The 18,858-nt window shown below is 69.1% G+C and carries 21 protein-coding genes; 13 read left to right on the top strand and 8 right to left on the bottom strand.

The features are described 5' to 3' along the window. Positions 1-79: 79 nt before the first annotated feature. Both D7223_RS00460 and D7223_RS00455 read right to left on the bottom strand, forming a co-directional pair. Complete coding sequence (locus D7223_RS00460; RefSeq protein ID WP_120723629.1) at positions 80-427, bottom strand: hypothetical protein; 348 nt, start codon at positions 425-427, stop codon at positions 80-82. Next, positions 424-699 (bottom strand): hypothetical protein, encoded by a 276-nt coding sequence (locus D7223_RS00455; protein WP_120723627.1) that lies wholly within the window; start codon positions 697-699, stop codon positions 424-426. The genes D7223_RS00460 and D7223_RS00455 overlap by 4 nt, the downstream gene beginning before the upstream one ends. 293 nt (positions 700-992) lie before the next feature. Here D7223_RS00455 and D7223_RS32390 point away from each other — a divergent pair, with 293 nt between their 5' ends. Then, positions 993-1,940, top strand: coding sequence for a hypothetical protein (locus D7223_RS32390; protein WP_147252461.1), 948 nt, complete (start codon positions 993-995; stop codon positions 1,938-1,940). 203 nt (positions 1,941-2,143) lie between these two features. Further along, positions 2,144-2,707: a TetR/AcrR family transcriptional regulator gene (locus tag D7223_RS00445; RefSeq protein ID WP_120723623.1), complete on the top strand. Its 564-nt coding sequence runs from the start codon at positions 2,144-2,146 to the stop codon at positions 2,705-2,707. 616 nt (positions 2,708-3,323) lie between these two features. Here the strand turns inward: D7223_RS00445 and D7223_RS00440 are convergent. After that, on the bottom strand, positions 3,324-3,533 hold the full coding sequence (locus D7223_RS00440; RefSeq protein ID WP_120725533.1) for a heavy-metal-associated domain-containing protein: 210 nt from the start codon (positions 3,531-3,533) through the stop codon (positions 3,324-3,326). A 322-nt stretch (positions 3,534-3,855) separates the two neighbouring features. Beyond that, complete coding sequence (locus D7223_RS00430; RefSeq protein ID WP_120723618.1) at positions 3,856-5,247, bottom strand: MFS transporter; 1,392 nt, start codon at positions 5,245-5,247, stop codon at positions 3,856-3,858. 145 nt (positions 5,248-5,392) lie between these two features. Here D7223_RS00430 and D7223_RS00425 point away from each other — a divergent pair, with 145 nt between their 5' ends. Together D7223_RS00425 and D7223_RS00420 are read left to right on the top strand one after the other, a co-directional pair. Then, positions 5,393-5,929, top strand: a complete 537-nt coding sequence (locus tag D7223_RS00425) for a TetR/AcrR family transcriptional regulator (RefSeq protein ID WP_238161386.1) — start codon at positions 5,393-5,395, stop codon at positions 5,927-5,929. A gap of 343 nt (positions 5,930-6,272) precedes the next feature. Further along, complete coding sequence (locus D7223_RS00420; protein ID WP_238161384.1) at positions 6,273-6,851, top strand: hypothetical protein; 579 nt, start codon at positions 6,273-6,275, stop codon at positions 6,849-6,851. A gap of 151 nt (positions 6,852-7,002) precedes the next feature. Here D7223_RS00420 and D7223_RS00415 read toward each other — a convergent pair whose 3' ends face one another. After that, complete coding sequence (locus D7223_RS00415; RefSeq protein WP_120725531.1) at positions 7,003-7,719, bottom strand: cation efflux transmembrane domain-containing protein; 717 nt, start codon at positions 7,717-7,719, stop codon at positions 7,003-7,005. Next, entirely contained in the window at positions 7,719-8,063 is a 345-nt protein-coding gene (locus D7223_RS00410) for an ArsR/SmtB family transcription factor (protein ID WP_120723614.1), read from the bottom strand. Before D7223_RS00410 ends, D7223_RS00415 begins: the two co-directional genes overlap by 1 nt. Before the next feature lie 155 nt (positions 8,064-8,218). Between D7223_RS00410 and D7223_RS00405 the strand changes: the two genes are divergently transcribed. The 9 genes from D7223_RS00405 to D7223_RS00365 all read left to right on the top strand — a co-directional run bounded on the left by D7223_RS00405 (position 8,219) and on the right by D7223_RS00365 (position 16,940). After that, positions 8,219-9,139: a cation diffusion facilitator family transporter gene (locus D7223_RS00405; protein ID WP_120723612.1), complete on the top strand. Its 921-nt coding sequence runs from the start codon at positions 8,219-8,221 to the stop codon at positions 9,137-9,139. An 86-nt stretch (positions 9,140-9,225) separates the two neighbouring features. Then, positions 9,226-10,758 carry a DHA2 family efflux MFS transporter permease subunit gene (locus D7223_RS00400; RefSeq protein WP_120723608.1) on the top strand — a complete coding sequence of 511 codons (1,533 nt, stop codon included), beginning with the start codon at positions 9,226-9,228 and terminating at the stop codon, positions 10,756-10,758. 205 nt (positions 10,759-10,963) lie between these two features. After that, positions 10,964-12,625, top strand: coding sequence for a cytochrome c biogenesis protein ResB (locus D7223_RS00395; RefSeq protein ID WP_120723606.1), 1,662 nt, complete (start codon positions 10,964-10,966; stop codon positions 12,623-12,625). Next, the gene (locus D7223_RS00390) at positions 12,622-12,972 is read left to right on the top strand and encodes an ArsR/SmtB family transcription factor (protein WP_120723604.1); all 351 of its coding nucleotides are present in this window, start codon (positions 12,622-12,624) and stop codon (positions 12,970-12,972) included. The genes D7223_RS00395 and D7223_RS00390 overlap by 4 nt, the downstream gene beginning before the upstream one ends. Before the next feature lie 26 nt (positions 12,973-12,998). Next, positions 12,999-13,583, top strand: coding sequence for a TlpA family protein disulfide reductase (locus tag D7223_RS00385; protein WP_120723602.1), 585 nt, complete (start codon positions 12,999-13,001; stop codon positions 13,581-13,583). Continuing rightward, positions 13,576-14,367: a cytochrome c biogenesis CcdA family protein gene (locus D7223_RS00380; RefSeq protein ID WP_120723599.1), complete on the top strand. Its 792-nt coding sequence runs from the start codon at positions 13,576-13,578 to the stop codon at positions 14,365-14,367. Before D7223_RS00385 ends, D7223_RS00380 begins: the two co-directional genes overlap by 8 nt. Before the next feature lie 113 nt (positions 14,368-14,480). Beyond that, positions 14,481-14,945 (top strand): DUF2752 domain-containing protein, encoded by a 465-nt coding sequence (locus D7223_RS00375; protein ID WP_120723598.1) that lies wholly within the window; start codon positions 14,481-14,483, stop codon positions 14,943-14,945. Between the two features lie 92 nt (positions 14,946-15,037). Further along, complete coding sequence (ccsB, locus tag D7223_RS00370) at positions 15,038-16,033, top strand: c-type cytochrome biogenesis protein CcsB (protein WP_120723595.1); 996 nt, start codon at positions 15,038-15,040, stop codon at positions 16,031-16,033. 127 nt (positions 16,034-16,160) lie between these two features. Continuing rightward, positions 16,161-16,940 carry a hypothetical protein gene (locus tag D7223_RS00365; protein ID WP_147252462.1) on the top strand — a complete coding sequence of 260 codons (780 nt, stop codon included), beginning with the start codon at positions 16,161-16,163 and terminating at the stop codon, positions 16,938-16,940. 74 nt (positions 16,941-17,014) lie between these two features. Here the strand turns inward: D7223_RS00365 and D7223_RS00360 are convergent, their stop codons facing one another. Then, entirely contained in the window at positions 17,015-17,968 is a 954-nt protein-coding gene (locus tag D7223_RS00360) for a sterol desaturase family protein (protein ID WP_120723590.1), read from the bottom strand. Between the two features lie 48 nt (positions 17,969-18,016). After that, positions 18,017-18,829 carry an AraC family transcriptional regulator gene (locus D7223_RS00355; RefSeq protein ID WP_120723587.1) on the bottom strand — a complete coding sequence of 271 codons (813 nt, stop codon included), beginning with the start codon at positions 18,827-18,829 and terminating at the stop codon, positions 18,017-18,019. Positions 18,830-18,858: the final 29 nt, after the last annotated feature.

The raw sequence follows: 18,858 nt of genomic DNA, 5'->3' as shown, positions 1-18,858 counted from the left end.
GGTCGGCTCGCCGAAAGTACAGCTGATCCTGGGGCCCGCCGCCAAGTCGCTCCGCAACACCCGGCGGTGGTCTACGTGCTCACGCGGCGCGGCGGACCGGGCGGAGCAAAGTGAGCGCGCGCAGGGCGTCGGCGCGGGAGATCGGCTGATCGTCGTCGGACTGCATGGTCAGCACAATTTCGATCGCCTGGCGGATCCAGGCGGTTTTGGTGACGCCGGCGTCCTTGGCGGCGGTGGTGACCGCGTCATCGAGATCGGTCGGCATGCGCAGCGACCGCACGACCATGACCTCGGCGCCTTCTGGCGGGAGGGAGGCGAGCAGTTCCGCTTCCTGCTCCGCGGTCGTCGGTGCCGGGTCGAAGGTGAGGTCCTTCATCAGCGCGGCGGCCTCTTCCGGGGTGCGTGGCAGGTGCTGGTTGTCGCTCAACGCGTCTGCTCCCATCGGGTGAAGTCGGCACGTTCGGTGTCGCTCATGTCTCGTGCGCCGATGATCTTCCAGGTGAAGCCGTCGACGTGGTGCACGGCCACGATCAAAGGCCGACCGTTGCGGGTGCGAGCCCACACGGTCAGCACCCGCAACCCGGTGGCGTCAGCACCGGGACGCGGCCACCGCTGCTTGGCCTCCAAGACCTGGCGGACTTCATAGGGCTGGATGCCCGCCAGGGCCTGCAACGCCCACTCTTCCCACTCGTACGGCACCAGGCGAGTGTAATACAGGCGTATTCTAGCAGCTAGACGTGCGACTTTGAACAAGGTTCGGGGTCGCGCAAGGGGGCCGTTCGCCTGATGATCACGACGAAGCTGCCCTAGGGCGTCCTGCGATCTGCGCCGTGAAAAGCCGGACTATGGCTATCAGGGCGATAGACAGGCACCAAGCCGTTGACGTGAACGGGCCGATCTAGGTCTTTACGCCGTGCTCACCTTCCGGTACGAAGAATGCAGCGCTGCGAAGTCGAAAGACTACGTTGCGCTGTGTCGTCTTGGAGGTGGCCATGACAGGGCAGCAACAAGAGGCTCTGCCGCTTGTCTTGGAACTGCCCGATGCCCCAGAAGACGATGGCGCCGAAGCCCAGGCCAACTTCCGCTTCCAGTGCGAAGTCATCGCCCGGTGGTGCTATGGCTTGTTCGAGCCCGATGGGCCGATCGCGGTCGTCTGCGAGCACCACGAAGACTTCATGGTGCTCTTCGCCAACGGCCAAGTTGATCTCGCATCAGTCAAACATCGAAGCCGCAACCGCGGAACATGGTCCATCGCCGACCTCTGCGACGACGGCGGACTCACCCACCTGTTCGACCGATGGATCGCGGTAGCCGCATCCGGCCGCCCCATCCGTGCCCTGCACCTCACCAACGCCGGCCTGACCAAAGGACCGGGGCAATCCGCGGAACTAGCGGGTGTATGCGAGGCCAAGCAGCCCAACCCCGAACTGCTGCTCGTCTGGGCGAAGAAACTCGCCCGACAGTTTCTCATGGTGTCGCAGCACAAGCGGACATCCGCCATGCCGACCGGTCAACCGCCGGCTCGACCCGAGCACCTGTCCGACACCGATCCCCTCGTACAGCTGGTAGTGCGATTCATGCCGATGCTGACCTTCATCCCGGTGTCCCACCGCGACGACATCGCCGCGAGCAGCATCATCGAAGTGGCCATGCCGCTGTGCCGCGCAAGAGGCTGGGACAGCCACGACGGCCAGCACATCCACGACGCAGTCATGACCATCGTCGAGAAGACCGTCCGGACGTTCGGAAAACGCCGACTGGACCTTGCCCGCCAAGTTGTCGGCATGACCGTGTGGCCCAACGGCGTGGAGCGAGACGAACGGCTCGCAGCGCGGCTGCGGGGGCCGCACCGTGCATGTGCCGGCCGGGCCCGTGACCGGCGAGCAGAATCGCGATCACCAGCAACAGCAGCGCTGCCCCGACCACCGCCAGCACCTTGAACCAGCGCGGGGCCCGACCAGTCGCCGTCGCGCGAGCATCGGACGAGGCCTTCACCAGACGAGTGGTCGAACTCTGACCGTCGCTGTTCACCGTTTGATCGTCCATGGAGCATCTGCCTCTCAAGCGCCTATCGGTTTTTCGAGACAGAGTGTCGCACCATGAGTCATGGTGACGCCAGGGGGCCGCGACGTATGATTACTTCGTGCCCAGGCTCTGGACGACCACGATCGAGGAACACCGCCGGACCGTGCAGGCCGCCGTCCTCGACGCGACCGCCGACCTCGTAGCACAGCACGGACTGACGTCGGTGACGATGTCGCAGATCGCCAAAGCCACCGGGATCGGGCGGGCGACGCTCTACAAGTACTTCCCCGACGTCGAAGCCATCATGATCACGTGGCATGAACGGCAAATCGGGCACCATCTCGACCACCTCGCCGCCATCGGCTCGAAGGGTGGCGGTCCGGAGCAACGGCTCCACGCCGTGCTGAATGCCTACGCGACCATTCAGCATGGGCACCGGAACCATCCGCTCGCGTCGCTGCTGCATCGAGGCCCTCATCTGCTCCAGGCACGTCGCCACCTGCGCGACTTCTTCGCCGAACTGCTCTCCGAGGCTGCGGCAGACGGACACGTCCGCGACGACATCGCACCGAGCGAACTCGCGAACTACTGCCTGCATGCCTTAGACGCCGCGACCGAGCTATCGACCGAAGCTGCTGTCAACGGGCTTGTCGCCGTCACGGTCGCGGGGCTACGCCCCTAGGATCTGCATCGAAACCGGTTGAAGCCGAGGCGGTGGTGGATGGCGGCATGGCCGGCGGCATGCCCCTGTGCTGCCCGCGAGGCCGCCCGCCTGGTGCGTGACGCTTGGACGTCACTTCGACTACGGTGCCTTTCTCTGTGGGCTTGGGGTGCGATCCCCGCTCCTGGTGGCCGTTCCTGCCGCGGAGTTGTGGGCATGGCACGCCCGGAAGGGCTGGGCCTCTCGGCACGCCTGGGCACCAGGCTGCGGGCGTAGTCGGACTGGAAAGGCCTGCACAGCGAGTACGGCGGTGGTCGGGTAGACACCGACGAGCAGTACCGGGAGTGGATCGGCCAAGGCCGGAAGCTGGCTCGGCGACTGTCGGAGGAGGCCGGTGCGACGGTCGCCTACCCGGGGGATCGCGGCGAAGCCGATCCCGACTCCCCACACTGCGGCTAGGCGGAGTCGGTTACCGCCATTCGTTTGATAACGGCGGAGTGGAGGGTCGCCCTAGTAGTGCGCGGCCGTTTTGGCGAACGGGTAGCGACCGCATTTCAGCCTCCGGTCCAGGCTGGGCCGAGCTGCCGAGGTGGGACAGCGGGGCGCAGAAGGCCCGGCCTGGACTGTCGCGCTTTCGTCAGGCGGGGACCGCCTCGTAACCGGCTTCCTGGATCGCCGTCACGATGGTGGCGTCGTCGATGTTCACGTCTGACGTCACCGTCACCTGACCGGTGGCAGAGTCTGCCTCGACGCTGGCGATGCCCTCTACCGCACCGACTCCGGCCTTCACCTTGTTCGCGCAGCCGTTACAGGTCATTCCGTTGACCTTGTAGGTCTTGGCACCCACGACCATCCCCCTTCTCCTATACCCCTACAGGGTATGCACTTGCTCGGACCCTACGTCACAGAAGTGGCACCGGACAACCCCCACCCCCTACGGGTATTTACTCCTGCACCGCATGCTTCGTCGGCTCACGCACCCCAGCCAGGTCCTGGCTCGGGTGCCTCAGAGCCTTCCGGCGCACACAACGGGGCCCGTCACAGAGGCGCCCCGATGCGGCGATGTCGCTTGCCTGGCGGAGGCTGCTTGCCGGCCGGCGCAATCCAGCGCCAATCTTGCCGAACGTGTCGCCGGTGGAGTCCGACCCCATCGGCGACACGTTCAGGAGTCAGTTACTGGAGCGTGGTCTGGGCGTGATTATGAAGGCCAGGCCAGCGGCGGCGACCGCGATGATGGCGCCGGTGGTGAAACCACGGGAGAACCCTTCAGTGCTGGTCCCGGCGATACTCGCCGCGGCCATGCTCGACACGACAGCGGCGCCGAGAGATGCCCCGAACTCGTGGAACGTGCTAACAATTCCAGACGCCAGCCCGGCCTCTCGTGGATCGATCTGCGCTAGAGCAGTGGCGGATGCGACGACGAAGACGGCTCCGGTGCCGGCGGCGGCAAGGCTGACGCCGGAAACCATGGCCGCGGTCCCGCCCCATAGCGCAGGGATCACGAAGCCCGCCGCGGCGAGGAGAAGTCCCAACACGGCGAGGGTGCGCGGGCCCGTACGGCCAATGACGCGGCCCGCTGCGTTGGCCCCGAGCATGGTCGCCAGCGCTACCGGGAGAAAGAGCAACCCGGTCTGCAGGGCGCCGTAGCCGCGGTGGTCTTGAAGGTAGAACGACCCGAGGAAGAAGACGGTGATCATCAGGGCGGTGGCCACCAGGATCAGCAGAGTTCCGGTCGCCACCGGTCGGCGCGACAGCAGTCGCAAATTCATGAGCGGGCTCGCCGCGAGGCGCTGACGGACGACGAAACCACCGTAGAGAACCACCGCCGTTGCAAGAAGCGCCGCGGTCGTTGGAGTAGCCCAGCCCTGGTCTCCGGCCCTAATCAGGGCGTAGATCAGGGTTCCGGTGGCAGCGGTCACCAGCGCCGCTCCCGGTACGTCAAGCCGACCCGACGCGCCAGTGCTCTGCTGCGACGGGAGTTGTACTCGCAGGATGAGCAGCAGGACGAGTCCCACCGGGACGTTGATGAAGAACACCCACGGCCAGCCCGGTCCGGCGGTCAGCAGGCCACCGAGGAGGACCCCCAGGGCCGCCCCGCTGCCGCCCAGCGCGGACCAGATCCCGAGGGCCTTGTTGCGTTCGTCGCCGTCGAAGATCGTGACGACCAGAGAGAGCGCGGCGGGGGACAGGATCGCCGCAGCAACGCCTTGGGCGATGCGACCGCCCAACAGCATGGGACCGTTGGTTGCCAGTCCTGCGAGCAGGGACGCGGCGGTGAACAGCAGAAGCCCCACCATGACAAGGCGTCGGGCTCCGAACAGGTCGGCGGCGCGGCCCCCGAGTAGCAGCAGGCCACCAAAGGCGAGGGTGTAACCGCTCACCACCCAGGTGAGGGTCTCCCGCTCGAGGCCGAGGTCCGCACCCACGTGGGGAAGGGCGATCGCGACGACGGTGACATCCAGGATCAACATCAATTGGGCGACGCCGACGAGTCCCAGGATCTTCCAGCGGTGCGGGTTGGGACCGCGCGTCGGACTCGTCGGGGCCATGGTTTCGGCCATGACTATCCGCCTCCTCTAAGTAAGTTGAACAGTAGTGTTCGAGTTGTAGCGGCTACCATAACTCATACAGCACTGTTCGACTTGAGGGAGTTGCATGTCCCGCTCGGCAACCAGCCAGGACCGCAGAGCCGACGCTCGGCAGAATGTGGAGAAGATCCTGGACGCCGCGATCACCTGCCTCAGTCGGAACGCCGACGCGAGCGTGAGTGAGATCGCCCAGGCCGCGGGAGTGGGTCGAGTGACGCTCTACGGGCACTTCCCGACTCGGGACGCCCTCATCGAGGCTGCGCTGGTACGAGTCATCTCCGAGGGGGAGGCGGTACTGGAGAGTCTGGATCTCGCAGGCGACCCTCGGCGGGCATTGCGCGTCCTGATCGAGTCGAGTTGGCTACTGATCGCCCGGGCGAGCGCCGTGCTTGTAGCGGCGCAGACGGCACTTCCTCCCGGACGGATACACCAACTGCACGCCGAACCCGCTCAACGCGTCGACGAGTTGATCCGTCGCGGTCAAACCGAAGGAGCCTTTCGAGACGACCTCCCGGCGACCTGGCTGACCAGCGTCCTGCACCACCTGCTGAAGGGCGCGGCGTTGGATGTGGCCAACGGGCTCCTAGAACAGGCAGACGCGCCACGCCTCATCTCCGAGACCGTCCTGGCCGCTTACACGCGGGGCGATACATAACGCGGTTGCGCCAGCGGGGGCCCCGGCTCCACTCACAATTCTTCAAGACGACGTAGGCTGACGTGGTTGTTTCGAGGACACGTCCTCTAGCGACAGCCGTTCGGGTTGGTTCGTTCGAATGCGGCGCCGGCGGTGCCGACATCAAGCTGAAGAGCACTGCATGGACACGGACAACGAGTCCCAGAAGCACTCTGTGGTGACCCACGAGTTCAACCGCTGAAGCTCGATCGCGGGCCCGAGATCGTGGTCATTGACACCTGTTGCGTCTGCTGCAACCTCGAGATGAACAACGACCTGCAGGCATGGGACATCAACTCGTCTGACAATGTGTGGGGAACTGAGCATGCACCGCCGCCTCGTGCGACCGCTGGTCGCAGGTGTCGCCGCCGTCGCGGTGGCTTCCGGCGGCTGGCTGGCCTACGCCTCGCTGCGCGCGGGTGAAGAGCATTCGGTGCACTCCTCCTACGCCTTCGACGTTGGCGACGATACGAAGGTGGCGGGGTACTCGGACTACGTCGTCGTCGGCACAGTCGACCGCATCGCGGACGTGCAGGAGCGGGATGGCACGCCCTACACGGTGTTCGACGTGACCGTTGGTCAGACCCTGAAGGGTCAGCCGGTCAAGACGCTGCGCGTCGTGCAACTGGGCGGAACGCTCGGCAAGGACAGTTGGCAAGTGGAGGGCGAGCCGCTCCTGCGCACCGGAACTACCTATGTGCTGGCGGCGAAGACCGAGCAGGGACGTGGGACGCACCAGCTGGTCGGCGGGGCTGATCACCCGGTCGTCGACCCCGCCGCAGCCCGTGGCGGCGGTTCGGATCCGGTGGCCCAGTGGAACGCAGTGTCGCCCGCCAGCGGTGGCCGGAGGAGCTTCCGAAGATTCGCTGACTCGCCTGGGTTGCTCCGAGCACCAGCAGCCTGACGTCAACGCCAATGGACCCGCAGGGGTGTAGACGAGACCCGCGGCACCCAGCAAAGGCACCGCTCTTGCCACGTCTCAGGAAGTGGCCGCACCGCCAGCGGGGACAACGTCACCCACCTCTCACGTGGTGACCGTGGTGGCCCGCGTCGGATCAAGCGTTGTCGGTGGTGCAGCACCCGTCGTCGCACCCACTGGCGTCGCTGCGGTCGGCGGGGGAGCGCAAGGCGGCGCCGGGGGCGCAGCAACTGTCGCCGCGCCAGGCTTCGCGGCCTTCCTTGACCGCGACCGCGGCGATGATCAGAGCGGCGGCGGGGTCGGCCCACCACCAGCCGAACAGCGAGTTGACCGCCAAACCGGCCAGGAGCACTGCCGAGAGGTACGTGCACAGCAGGGTCTGCTTGGAGTCCGCGACGGCCGAGGCCGACCCCAGTTCGCGTCCCGCACGGCGTTGCGCGGCGGAAAGGACTGGCATCACCGCCAGCGACACCGCAGCGAGGATCAGGCCGATCGTGGAGTGCTCGGCGCGGTCGGCGCCGACGAGCGCGCGCACCGATTCGACGGACACGTAGGCGGCCAGGGCGAAGAAGGACAACGCGATGACGCGCAGCGCGGCGCGTTCGCGGCGTTCGTAATCGGGGCCGGAGAACTGCCAGGCGACCGCGGCGGCCGAGGCCACCTCGATGATCGAGTCGAGCCCGAACCCGATCAGCGCGGTCGAGGACGCCATCCTTCCGGCGCTGATGGCGATGACCGCCTCGACGACGTTGTAAGTGATGGTCGCGGCGACGAACAGGCGCACCCGCCGAACCAGGACCGACTGTCGGGCCGGTGACGGGCCGAGCGACACGAGCGGCAGGGGCGCGCCCATCAGCAGCACCCCTCGGCTTCGGCGGCCGGGCAGGCGGCCGGATCGACGGCCAGGACCAGGCCGAGCAGGTCCCCGAGGGCGTGCGCGAGGCGTGCGTCGGCCAGTTCGTAGCGGTTGCGGCGGCCCTCGGGTACGGCGACGACCAGGCCGCAGCCGCGTAGGCACGCCAGGTGGTTGGACAGGTTCTGCCGGCTCGTGCCCAGCAGGTCGGCGAGGTCGGCCGGATAGCCGGGCCCCTCGCGCAGGGCGAGGAGCAGTCGGGCGCGGACCGGGTCGGACAGGGCGTGACCGAAGCGGGCCAGAACCTGCCCGTGTGTCAGAGTCTCCACCACCTGACGATACATCAGCGGATGAATAAACAGAATGCTGAACTATTTCTGCGCAAGTCTTGACGAAGCCCGATCGATTCATCTTAGTATGCGCATGTGAGCATGATTCCTGGTCTGGTTGGCCAGCACGACACCGACGGCGCGACGAACACGGTGAAGGAGACCCACTGATGGGCCACGACCACGGCCACAGCCATCAGGTGACGGCGACCGGGCAGCACCGCCGAGCCTTGGCCGGCGTGCTCATGGTGTCGGTGGTGATCTTCGCTGTCGAAGTCGTCGGCGCGGTCATCACCGGCAGCCTCGCGCTCCTGGCCGACGCCGGGCATGTGCTGGCCGACGCCGGCGGTGTCGCCCTCGCTCTCGGCGCGGCCATGCTCGCCGCCCGCCCGGCGACCGGGCGGCGCACCTTCGGCTGGGCACGTGCCGAGATCCTCGCCGCCGCCGTGAACGGCCTGATCCTGGCCGGGATGGGCGTCTACGTCTTCATCGAAGGCGTCCGGCGGCTGTTCGAACCGGTCGACGTGCAACCCGGTGGCATGGCCGTCTTCGCCGCGATCGGTCTGGTCGGCAACCTCGTCGGGGTGGCGTTGCTCTACCGGGCCCGCGCCGCGAGCCTGAATATGCGCGGCGCGTTTTTGGAGGTCGCCACCGATACTGGCACCTCGGTCGGTGTCCTCGCGGCGGCCGGGGTCATCGCGCTGACGGGCTTCACCCGCGCCGACGCGATGGTGTCCCTGCTAATCGGCCTCGTCATCGCCCCACGGGCGCTGCGGCTGCTCCGCGACGCGGTCAACATCCTGCTCGAAGCCGCCCCCGCCGAGGCCGACCTCGAACAGATCCGCCAGCACATCACCGACGTCGACCACGTCCTCGGCGTGCACGACCTGCACGTGCATACCGTCACCTCAGGACTGCCCGTCCTGACCGCGCACGTCGTGGTCGACGATTCCTGCTTCCACGACGGCCACGCCCCACAACTCCTCGACGCCCTGCAAACCTGCCTTGCCGGGCACTTCGACGTCGAACACAGCACCTTCCAACTCGAACCGGCCGGCCACGCCGACCACGAACACCCCACCCACCTCTAACAGCATCACCGCAGCGCCGACCGCTCCGACAGCGGCCGGCAGAACCCGCACGCCCTCAACCACCCCTGATCGAAGGGCAGCCACTCATGACCGCAACAAAGGGGCGACAACACCGCTGGGCCCTGGCCGGACTGACCGTCGCCGTCGTCGCCATCGGATTCGACATCACCATCCTCAACGTCGCCCTACCCACCATCGCCACCGACCTCACCGCCGACACCAGCGCACTGCAATGGATGGTCAACGCCTACGTCCTGCTCTTCGCCGGCCTGCTGCTGCCCTTCGGCGCCCTCGCCGACCGCTACGGCCGCCGCCGCGGCCTACTCCTCGGCCTAGCCGTCTTCGCCGCCGCGTCTGTCGCCGCCGCCTGGGCTGACACCGCCACCCAGGTCATCGCCGCCCGCGCCGGGCTCGGGGTCGGCGCCGCGCTCATCATGCCGACCACCCTCGCGTCCCTCACGGCCCTGTTCACCGGCGCTGACCGCGCCCGCGCGGTGTCCGTGCTCGTGTCCGGCATGGGCGTCGGCATACCGCTGGGCCCCATCATCGGGGGCTACCTCCTCGAGCACTTCTGGTGGGGCACCATCTTCCTGGTCAACCTGCCCATCGTCGCTCTGGCCGCCATCAGCGTCGCCGTGTTCCTGCCCGAGTCCCGCGACCCCCACCCGTCGCGCCTCGACCCAGCCGGCGCCGTCTTGTCCACCGCCGGGTTGGTCGCGTTCGTCTACGCCGTCATCGAAGCCCCCGAACAAGGCTGGACCGCACCCACCGTCATCGTCACGCTGCTCACCGCCGCGATGTTGCTCACCGGATTCACGTGGTGGGAGCTGCACCACCGGGAGCCCATGATCGACCTACGGTTGTTCCGGGATCGACAGTTCCGGTGGGGCTCCATCACCGCCACCCTCGCCAGCTTTGCCTTGTTCGGACTGCTGTTCATCGCACCTCAGCATCTCCAGTTCGTTCTGGGCTTCGACGCCCTCGACACTGGGCTGCGGCTGCTGCCACTCATCGTCGGCCTTGTCGTGGGCGCCGGCATCGCCACTCGCCTCGCCGCCCGCGTCGGCCACCGCGCGCCGATCGTCGGCGGGCTCGTCGTCACCACCGCCGGACTGCTCCTCGGCGCCCTGACAAACGCCGCCAGCAACTACGGGTTCATCGCGACCTGGTACACCATCGTGGGACTCGGCATTGGCGCCACACTCGCCCCAGCCATGGACGCGGTGCTAGCGGTCCTGCCACCCGAACGCTCCGGCGCCGGTATCGCCATCACCATGACCATGCGCCAAACCGGCGGAGCTCTCGGCGTTGCCCTCCTCGGCAGCCTGCTGTCCGCCACCTACCGCGACCGCATCGACACCACCGGCCTACCCGCGCCAGCCATCGACGCCGCGACACAATCGATCGCCGGGACGTTAGCCGTCGCGCACCGTCTGGGCCTGCCGGCGCTAGCCGACGCCGCGGACCGCGCCTATGTCGACGCCATGGTCTGGGTCCTCATCGCCTGCGCCACCGTCGCCGCCCTCGGCGCTGCCGCGGCCCTGCTGTTCATGCCCGGCCGAGTAAGCGATCGCCCGACCATCGACTCCGTCGCCGCGGATCCGACCGCGACGGCATGAAGCAAAGCCTGACGGCTGGCGGTAGTGCCGGCAGGGGGCCATCAAGTCACAGCCGAGCTCGGCGGGATGCGGCGAGGACCGGAACAGACTGCTGCCGTGGCGGGCCGTTGTCCAAAGCGTTGCGCAATCCATCCGGGCGGCGTCGGCCTCGCCGTCGACCGAAGTGAGGGGCATCAGGTTTGGTTGCTATCGTCGGCCGGCGGCGATGAATCGCCAAGTTAGTGAGGGTGTGGTGAAACGACGAGGTTGGACGCGGGTGACACGGCTGGGTCGTGGCTGGTGGCGGCAGTTGACGAGTATGCGCACCGCGCTCGTGCTGTTGTTCCTCCTGGCTGTGGCGGCGGCGCCGGGTTCGGTGCTGCCGCAGCGCAACCTGGGTGTGGAGAAGGTTGACGCCTACCGCCTCGAGAATCCGGAGTTGAGCCGGTGGTTGGATCGCCTCGGGTTCTTCGATGTGTACTCGTCGCCGTGGTTCGGGGCGATCTACCTGCTGTTGTTCACTTCACTGGTGGGGTGTGTGCTGCCGCGATTGCGTGAGCACGTGGCGGCGTTGCGGCGGCGTCCACCGTCCGCGCCACGGAACTTCGGCCGGCTGCCGGCCCACGCCGAGGTCGGCGTGTCGATGTCCGCAGCGTCGGAGGCTGCCGAGCGGCTGCGGTCGCTGCTCCGGTCACGGCGTTACCGAGTCGCGGTTCGCGCCGGTGATGACGGCCAGGTAACGGTGGCGGCGGAGAAGGGATACCTCAGGGAGACCGGAAATCTGCTGTTCCATCTCTCCCTGCTGGCCGTGTTGGGTGGGGTGGCGATCGGCTACGGGTGGGGCTGGTACGGCAACCGCATCCTGGTGGCTGGACCGGACACCGGGTTCTGCACGAACCTGCAGCAGTTCGACGAGTACGGCCTGGGGCCCCGGCTGCAGCCCGGTGACCTGCCCGCGTTCTGCGTGGAACTGAACCGGTTCCAGGCGGAGTTCCTCGACAACGGCCAGCCGACGGTGTTCCGCGCGGACGTCAGCTGGTCCACCCCGCAGCGGGAGGGGGGGCGGCATCTTCTGGAGGTCAACACGCCGCTGCGGCTGGACGGAGCGAACTTGTACCTGCTCGGGCACGGGTACGCACCGGTGCTGCGTTACACCGACCGTCAGGGCCGCTCCCAGACGTCCGTGTCACCGTTCTTGCCGATCGACGAAATGACCACCAGTGAGGGCGCGGCGATCTTTCCCGACGCCAACGCCGACACGCGCTCCGGGAGACGGTCAGCCGACGCGCAGGTGGCGTTCTCCGGGGTGTATGTGCCGACCGTGCCCACGTCCGGCCCACCGTCGCTGTCGGCGCATCCGGCGGAGCGCGCGCCAGGGCTGCTGTTGACCGCCTACCGCGGCAACCTCGGCCTGGAGACGGGGGTGCCGCAGTCGGTGTACGAGGTGCCGCGCCGGGCCCTGGACAGCGGCCGGCTCACGCAACTGCCGGGGCAGGCGAAGATGCTGCGGCCGGGTGAGCGGTGGACCCTGGACGACGGCACGACTCTGGAGTTCATCGGCACCCGCCGGTGGGTCACGGTGACCGTACGCAACGACCCGGGTGAGCCGATCGTGCTGGCGGGCGTGATCGTCATGATGGGGGGCCTGGTGGCGACGTTGTCGGTGCGCCGCCGCAGGGTGTGGTTCCGGCTCACTCCGACGGGCGACGCCTGCGCGATCACGGCGGGCGGTCTTGCCCGCAGCGACTATCCCGGGTTCGCCGCCGAGTTCGCCGCGGTGGTGGCCGCTGCGAAGGCGGAGCCCACGGTCAGTCCGCCGCCCCGGGCCGCCGACGATGAGGCGGTCACCGATCCGGTATCAGCTTCGGCTGATAATGTCCGCCCATGACGATACTGGCGGTGGCGTCGCAGGCGGACGCCCAGGTCGCCGCGCGGCTGTTCCGAGGGCTGGCCGAGCCGACCCGGTTGGCGCTGTTGACCGCGCTGCTCGACGGTGAACGCACGGTCAACGAGCTGGTGCAGGCGGTGGGCGGCAAGCAGTCAGGCGTGTCGGGGCATCTGGCGTGCCTGCGCGACTGTGGTTTGGTGGTCAGCCGTCCGGGCCCGGGCCGGTCGGTGCTGTACCGGTTGGCCGCGCCGAGTCTGCAGACGCTGTTGCGCGCCGCCGAGGAGTTGCTGGCTGACAGCGGGCACCCGGTGACGTTGTGCGCCGAGCAGGGCGGCGAGCAGTCGTGAGGACGTCTTCGCGATGGCTACGCACGATGGCCGTGCTGGCGGCGGTCACCGTGTCGATGGCCGGCTGCGCCGGCGGGCCGCCTCGTGACGGTGGGCAGTCCGGCACCGAGGTGCTGCAGGGCGGGGATGCTGGACGGGTTGCCCCAGGCGCCAGCGTGGTCTACCCGGCAGCCGAACGCGGTGAGGCTCCGACGTTGGAAGGTGAAGTCCTCGACGGCAGCCGGTTCGACCCGGCCTCCCTCGACGGCATGGTCGTCGTGGTCAATTTCTGGGCGTCGTGGTGCGCGCCGTGCCGGGCGGAGGCCGACGAACTCAACGGCGCCTACACCGCGACCAAGGACCTCGGGGTGCGGTTCGTGGGGATCAACATCCGCGACGGACGGGACCAGGCCAAAGCGTTCGTCGAGGGCCGGGAGCTGTATCCGAGCCTGTTCGACTCGGCCGGGCGCATCGCGTTGGGCTTTACCGACGTGTCGCCCAATACCATCCCGGCCACCCTGATCGTCGACCGAAAGGGGCGGGTGGCGGTGGTGCTGCGCAAAGCGGTCACGCAGCGGGAGCTGGAGCCGTTGATCCGCCAAATCGCGGGGGAGCGCTCCAGCGGTGGGTGAGGTCTTCGCCGGGGTGGCCACCTCCGGTCCGCTGCTGCTCGCCCTCGGGGTGGCGGCGCTGGCCGGGCTGGCGAGTTTCCTGTCGCCGTGCGTGCTGCCACTGGTGCCCGGCTACGTCTCCTACATCACCGGTATGGCCGGTGATGACCTGGCCCGCCCGGCCGGCGGCGGGCCACCCACAACGCCCGCCGTCGCCACTGCCCGGGTTCGGGGCCGGATGTTGGCCGGCACGGTGCTGTTCGTCGCGGGGTTCACCGTCGTGTTCATTCTGACCGCCGTTGCTGTGGCCGGCGCGGGACGGCTGCTGCTCGTTCACGCCCGCACCGTCGAGATGGTGGCGGGCGGGCTGACCGTGGTGCTGGGGCTGAGTTTCCTCGGGTTGGTCCCGGCGGGTCAGTACGAGCGGCGGTTGCGGCGTCTGCCCGCGCCCGGGTTGGCTGGGGCGCCGCTGCTCGGCGTGGTGTTCGGTGTGGGCTGGGTGCCGTGCGTCAGTCCCACCCTCGGAGCGGTCCTGGCGTTGGCCGCCGTGGACGCGACCACTGGCCGGGCGGTTGCCCTTGCAGTGGCCTACTGCGTCGGTCTCGGCGCACCGTTCGTCCTGTTCGGGCTGGGCCTGCGCCGGGTGCTGGGCGCCCTGGCGATGGCCCGCCGGCACAGCCGGGCGATCACCCGTGTGGGCGGGCTGCTGCTCATCGTGGTCGGGGTCGCGTTGATGGCCGGCTGGTGGTCGACGTTCACCATCTGGTTGCGCGTCACGGTCGGCCCCGGGCAGGTGGGCATATGAGTGTCAACGTGGCACGCCGACCCTCAGCGGCGCTGCTGGAAGCGTCAGGGACAGCGCCGCCCCGGCATCTGAGGCACCCACCCTCAGAAGATCGACAACCTGATGGAGGGTCCATGACTGCCGTACCGCCCGTGGCCGACGGTCACCGACCAGGTCCGCGAGGTCGGTGGGCGCTGGCAGGGCCTTTCGGTTCGGCGGCGCTGCTCGCCGCAGCTCTCGCCTGGGTGCTCACCCACAACCCGACCGATGCGATCCCCGATCCCAGCGGCGGCTGTCTGTGGACGGCACTGACCGGCACCCAGGGGCCGACCTGCGGCGGTACCCGGATGGTGTGGCATTTGATGCACGGCAACCTGGCGCAAGCCGCCCGCCATCACCTGCCTGCCCTGCTCGCGGTGCCGTTCGTGATCTACGCGTGGGCGCGTTGGGCGGCCCACGCGGCCGGCCGGCAGCTGCCCGCCGCGCCGCTGCCCCGCTGGCTGATGATCGCCTACGGCGCGTCCTGGATGGTCTTCGCCGTCGTGCGGAACCTGCCCTGGCCGCCGTTCACCTGGCTGCACCTGACCGACATTCAGTAATTCCCAACACGCTGCGCCACGCCCGCCCGCGACACGGGGCCGGGTCTGTCCGGCCAGTTCCCGAGAAGCGACAGAACGAGGAATGATTCGCCATGGCAGTGCTGTCCGACCAGTTGCTCATCGCCACACTGCTGATCTACCTGGCAGCAATGGTCGGCTACGCCGTCGAACACGCCCTTCGCCGTCCCCGTGCGGTCGTGAACGCCGTCAGGCGCGTGCCGGCGATGGCCGCGGCGGTCGCCGCACCGGCCGCGGACCTTCCAGCACCCCGAACCGACGGCGACAACGAGCTGCCCCCGGCGGCATCCGTCGGGCGCCTGCGGTTGGCCGGGTGGTTTGCCGTGGCGGCGACCGCACTGGGCGCGGTCACCCACACGGCGTGCCTGCTCACCCGCGGCCTGGCTGCGGGACGAGTGCCGTGGGGCAACATGTACGAGTTCGTTCTCGCGGTCACCCTCGTCGGTGTCCTGGCCTGGCTCGGTCTGCTCACCCGCCGCCCCGCGGTCCGCCCCGTCGGCCTGTACGTGACACTGGCCACGGTCACCCTGCTCGGCCTGGCCGGCATGCGGCTGCACACGCCAGCCGGACCCCTCGTCCCCGCGCTCAACTCGTACTGGCTGAAGATCCACGTCAGCGCCGCCGCGACCGCCTCCGGAGTCTTCCTGCTCGGGTTCATCGCCGCCACCGCGTACCTGATTCGACTGCGCCACGACCGCGCCGCCGAGGCGGGCCGGGCGCCCGGTTTCGTGTCGTCCCTCGGCCGCTACCTGCCCGCTGTGGAGACGCTGGAGCGGGTGACGTTCCAGATGCACGTGCTCGCCTTCCCGATCTGGACCTTCGCCGTCGTCGCCGGAGCGATCTGGGCCGAAGCCGCCTGGGGCCGCTACTGGGGCTGGGACCCCAAGGAGACGTGGGCTTTCATCTCCTGGGTGGCCTACGCCGGCTATCTGCATGCCCGCGCCACCCCCAGTGTCAAACGGCCGGTCGTGGCGTGGCTCGCCGTCCTGGGCTGGGTGACCATGATGTTCAACCTCTTCGCCGTCAACCTCGTCATCGCCGGCCTGCACTCCTACGCCGGCACCAACTGACGGGGTGAGCATGGGCGGCGACTTGGCCAACGAGCACCGGACGGCCCCTCCCGGGAGCAACACCCTGCCGGAGGTGGTGTCCCTGCGTTCAGGCGGCGCAGCGCGGCCGGGCCGACGGCGGTGGCTCTTGGCCGTCACCGTGGTGTGGGCGCTGTCGCTGCTCGCCGCCGCCATGATCTCGGCCCACCGCAGCCCGCCGACCGTGCGCGAGCAGCGCGACCTCGCGCACGCCGATGTCGTGGTGGACCGTGCCGTGGGCGAGTTGGCAGCCGCCGCCACCCCGCTACCAGTCCTCTCGATCTCCGCCGACACGGTCACCCAAGGCTGCCGAATCAGTCCTCTGCGCGAAGGGGCGCTCCTGCGACGCACCCTCGTCCTCGCCGCGCCGGAGCCGCAGGCCGCCGAGGCGCTGCGGGCGATCGCTCGGCGCCTACCACCCCGGTACCGGCCCACGATCGGCCCGGATGCCCCGGGCGGGGCGCCGGAACTGCACGCTGACGCGGGTGGCTTCGTCGCCGTCCGGGGCACCCTGAACGAGCCCGGCGAGGTAACCCTCACCCTCGACAGCGGATGCCGACCGGCGGCGCCGCTGCCCGCCGCTGCGGTGCCGGATGGACGGGACCCGGCCGCCGTGGCACCGGTTCTGGCGGCGCTCGGCGCCGCACCGGCGCAGCCGGCCGTGGCGCAGGCACCGTGTCCAGGCGGTGGCGCCATCCGCACGGTGACCGCCCGCAGCCGTACGGCCGCTCCGGCTCTGCTGGCCGACGCGTTGCGCCCGCTGACCGCCGACGCCTCGGTGATTGTTGATCAGCCTGCCTTCTACGCCTACCAGCGCGGTTCCACAACCGTTTCCGTGCGCGGCGACGGCGATACGGTCTCCGTCGTGTCCACCACCTCCTGCCCGTAGACGCCGAGCGAGGACATGCCGCCCCCGCTGATGTCGCCCGGCAAGGCGCGGGCCCAAGGCGGGGGCGGTGGCGGTCAGCGGGCCGGTGCGACCGGCTGCGGCGGACGGTTGTCGGAGTGCCCCAGCGCTGTAGGCGAGGGTTGGCTGTGGCAGGCCCCGGAGCGCTTGAACGGCTCGATGAGCTGGGCCCAGTAGCGGTGCGGGTAGTGGGGTTTGGCGGCCATGCCGAGGTCGTCGGTGGTGAAGCGCCGCGCCGGGTCGTAGGAGAAGGTGCCCAGGGCGTGGTCCCAGAGGAGGGTGAACAGTCCGAAGTTGACGTCACCGACGCCGGCCCACTTGAGGTGGTGGAAACGGTGGCCCTCGTTGAGCGCCAGCAGATAGGTGAGCCGGCCGACGCGGTAGTCGGCGTTGGAGTGCTGCAGCAGCAACTGGACCGCGACGGCCAGGGCGAGCGCGGAAGCGACGTTCACGGGTAGTCCGAGGAGGATGAGCGGGGCGACCCCGGCGGTCATTTCGATCGTCTGGTGCAGGGGGTGTTTCATCAGGCCGTTGAGGCCGTACATGCGGCGGAGGCTGTGGTGCACGGCGTGGAAACGCCACAGCGCGCCGATGTGGTGACTGGCGTAGTGGACCAGGGTGATCCCCAGGTCCGCGACGAGGATCGCGGCGAGGACCTGCAGCAGGAACGGCCACCGCGTCGGCCACAGCGCGGCGGTGGGCACGGTGGCCGCCAGCAGCGGGATCGCCGCGACGCTGGCGAGGATGAGGGTCTCGTTGACCATGGCATGGATTCGGTCCCGGCCGGCGTCGTCGTGGCCGGTGTTCCAGTCGGGGGTGTAGGGGATGAGCCGCTCGACAGCGAACGACAGCGCGACCGCCGCGGCGAGCAGGACGAGCAGCCACAGCTTGGGCGCGCCCGCTGCGGCGACAGCGATACCTGCGCCGTTGACGCCGAGCAGCATCACCGGCGCGTAGCCGTAGCGCAGGGCCGACGCGACGGCGGGATGGGTGCAGGTGCCGGTCTTCATGAACGCCAGCGTCGCCGCCGCGGCGCACGGGAGGCTTGAACGAACTGGCTACCGGTCGGTGAGGAAGTGCACGCCGGTCAGCGTGGACGGGGCGAGGCCGAAGGTGCGGTGGCTGGTGCGGGTCAGGTGGGCGCTGTCGGCGAAACCGGCGGCGTGGGCGGCGGAGGTCAGGGTGGTTCCCGCGGCGACGTGAGCGATGGCGATCTGCAAGCGCCGCCAGCGCACGTAGGGGCGAAACGGCAGTCCCAGTGCGGCGGTGAGGAGATGTGCGAGCCGGTCCGGTGACAGACCGACGGCGGTGGCCACGTCGCCGAGGCGTACGGTCCCGTTGGGCAGTCGGCGTTCGATGTCGGCGAGCGCACGTGTCACGGCGGGATGGGCTGGCGGTGTTGAGCTTCGGTGGTGCCCGCCTGACGGGATGAGAAGGTGCAGCAGTCGCGGCAGCACCTCGGCGATTGGGAGATCCGTGAGGGTGCCGGCTGCCCCTGCCAGGTGCACACCGGCGCTGGCCCACCGTCGAGCGTCTGCGGGGTCGCCGTCGAGCCGGCCTGTCAGGTGGGCGGCGGTGGTCGACGGGTCGAGGTAGACCATCACCGCCAGGGCGGTGTTGCCGGTGATGCGATGGCGAGTGTTGGCGGGGATGACTGCGGCGGTCGTGTTCACGGTGTGGTCGGCGGCGTCGGTGAGGTTGAGCGGCGTCGCCGCGGCGAGGATCTGTACCGCGTGGTGGGCGTGGCTGCCGGTGGGGCCTACCATGCCGCGGTAGATGAGGTGCCCGGGTCGCAGCAGCGCCTGGCCCCGCCACGGCTGACGCGGCACCGGACCCGGACGGTCGTCGGGGGTGTGCGCGGACACGGTCACGGAAGCACCTCAGGCTGGCCAGGGTCCGG

Source organism: Micromonospora endolithica (assembly GCF_003626595.1).
Classification (GTDB): Bacteria; Actinomycetota; Actinomycetes; order Mycobacteriales; family Micromonosporaceae; genus Micromonospora; species Micromonospora endolithica.
This window is presented reverse-complemented; position numbering and strand designations above follow the sequence as displayed.

Coding starts and splice junctions, on each gene's coding strand:
- D7223_RS32390 (WP_147252461.1), top strand. CDS start 993: ATGACAGGGCAGCAACAAGAGGCTCTGCCGCTTGTCTTGGAACTGCCC.
- D7223_RS00430 (WP_120723618.1), bottom strand. CDS start 5,247: ATGGCCGAAACCATGGCCCCGACGAGTCCGACGCGCGGTCCCAACCCG.
- D7223_RS00420 (WP_238161384.1), top strand. CDS start 6,273: ATGCACCGCCGCCTCGTGCGACCGCTGGTCGCAGGTGTCGCCGCCGTC.
- D7223_RS00415 (WP_120725531.1), bottom strand. CDS start 7,719: ATGGGCGCGCCCCTGCCGCTCGTGTCGCTCGGCCCGTCACCGGCCCGA.
- D7223_RS00410 (WP_120723614.1), bottom strand. CDS start 8,063: ATGTATCGTCAGGTGGTGGAGACTCTGACACACGGGCAGGTTCTGGCC.
- D7223_RS00405 (WP_120723612.1), top strand. CDS start 8,219: ATGGGCCACGACCACGGCCACAGCCATCAGGTGACGGCGACCGGGCAG.
- D7223_RS00400 (WP_120723608.1), top strand. CDS start 9,226: ATGACCGCAACAAAGGGGCGACAACACCGCTGGGCCCTGGCCGGACTG.
- D7223_RS00395 (WP_120723606.1), top strand. CDS start 10,964: ATGAATCGCCAAGTTAGTGAGGGTGTGGTGAAACGACGAGGTTGGACG.
- D7223_RS00390 (WP_120723604.1), top strand. CDS start 12,622: ATGACGATACTGGCGGTGGCGTCGCAGGCGGACGCCCAGGTCGCCGCG.
- D7223_RS00385 (WP_120723602.1), top strand. CDS start 12,999: ATGGCCGTGCTGGCGGCGGTCACCGTGTCGATGGCCGGCTGCGCCGGC.
- D7223_RS00375 (WP_120723598.1), top strand. CDS start 14,481: ATGACTGCCGTACCGCCCGTGGCCGACGGTCACCGACCAGGTCCGCGA.
- ccsB (WP_120723595.1), top strand. CDS start 15,038: ATGGCAGTGCTGTCCGACCAGTTGCTCATCGCCACACTGCTGATCTAC.
- D7223_RS00360 (WP_120723590.1), bottom strand. CDS start 17,968: ATGAAGACCGGCACCTGCACCCATCCCGCCGTCGCGTCGGCCCTGCGC.